This window comes from Nesterenkonia ebinurensis, assembly GCF_008711175.1.
Lineage (GTDB): Bacteria > Actinomycetota > Actinomycetes > Actinomycetales > Micrococcaceae > Nesterenkonia > Nesterenkonia ebinurensis.
In genome coordinates, this window is the sequence record NZ_VWNF01000043.1 from 1 (window position 1) to 702 (window position 702).

General features: G+C 60.0%; 1 protein-coding gene. It reads right to left on the reverse strand.

Annotated elements, in window-relative coordinates; translation table 11 throughout:
• Positions 1-682: hypothetical protein (locus tag F0311_RS12835; RefSeq protein ID WP_223881333.1), on the reverse strand; the 682-nt coding region annotated here is incomplete at its 3' end.
• Between the last annotated feature and the right edge of the window lie 20 nt (positions 683-702).

The window sequence follows — 702 nt, forward strand, 5'->3', positions numbered from 1 at the left end:
TATCAGACCCGGTAACCTCCAGCACCCCGGCAGCAGCCGGGACCACACTCACCTCAGCAGAAGCACTCTGACCACGATACTCAGCAGTGACCTCACGTTCCCCGATACCGACCACAGTGAGCTCACCGCCAGTGATCTCATCAGAATCCACAGAGGAAGTAATACCAGCATAATCAGTGACCTCACCAAGAGGCTCCCCATCAGCATCCAGGGCTGTCACCACCACAGGCAGCACCTCACGATCCACCGCCGTATCCGGGGCATCAACCGCCAGGGACTCCACCGCGGAAGTCACCTGGACATCCACCTCAGTGGTGATCTCCTGGCCATCCTCACCGGTATAGCTAAATATCAAGGTCCGGTCAGCCAGCTCAGGGGTGAAGACGAAGGTCACCTCGGCCTCCCGGACCCGGTCAGCCTCCACACTGGAGGTGATCTCGGTGTCGCTGGTGACCCAGCCGATCACATTGCCATAAGTATCCGAGGCCTGAACCCTATAGGAGACGGACTCCGTCTCGGTGACGCTGTGCGGGCCGCTGACTGCAATCGAGGCCGGGGCAGCCGGAACCACTGTGACCGTCACCGGGTCAGAGGACGAGGATTCGAAGTCGGTGGCACCGGTGTAGCGAACCACCAACTCATAGTCACCAGCCTCCGTCAGACCCTCAACTTCAACGCTCACCTCGCCATCAACCAATTCGC